General features: G+C 42.3%; 2 tRNA genes. Both read left to right on the top strand.

The window, feature by feature from the left end:
* Window positions 1–62 precede the first annotated feature (62 nt).
* A tRNA-Ile gene (locus A33Q_RS00430) sits at window positions 63–136 on the top strand.
* Between the two features lie 265 nt (window positions 137–401).
* A tRNA-Ala gene (locus A33Q_RS00425) sits at window positions 402–475 on the top strand.
* The last annotated feature ends 114 nt before the right edge of the window (window positions 476–589 follow it).

Below are 589 nucleotides of genomic sequence, written 5' to 3'. Positions count from 1 at the left end.
TGGAACACCTCCTTTCTGGAAGACTCTTTGATAGTGTTGTTTTGTTGAGCCATTTTATTGTAGGGCCTGTAGCTCAGGTGGTTAGAGCGCTACACTGATAATGTAGAGGTCCGTGGTTCGAGTCCACGCAGGCCCACTTTTGATTAAAACTACCGTGAATTACCTCGATAATAATTGAGATTAGAAAAATTCCGGTTTGAATCTAAGTATTTATAAATTAAAATATTGAGGGGATTAGTTCAGCTGGCTAGATCATCCCGACTTTGATCGGGAGAGTCAGAGGTTCGAATTCACAAAATATAAATTGACATATTGGGGGATTAGCTCAGCTGGCTAGAGCATCCCGACTTTGGTCGGGAGAGTCAGCGGTTCGAATTCACAAAAATATAAATTGACATATTGGGGGATTAGCTCAGCTGGCTAGAGCACCTGCCTTGCACGCAGGGGGTCAACGGTTCGAATCCGTTATCCTCCACTTCATCTAAACTCAAATGGGGTTTAATTAAAAATTGGGGTGCTGATGTTTATAATTCATCGCTCTCCACTTCGCTTCAAATGAGAAGCAATGTTCATTGACATGTTGAGCAGA

This window comes from Indibacter alkaliphilus LW1, from assembly GCF_000295935.2.
Taxonomy (GTDB): Bacteria; Bacteroidota; Bacteroidia; order Cytophagales; family Cyclobacteriaceae; genus Indibacter; species Indibacter alkaliphilus.
Note: the sequence above shows the minus strand (reverse complement) of the source record. Positions and strands in the feature narration are given on the sequence as shown.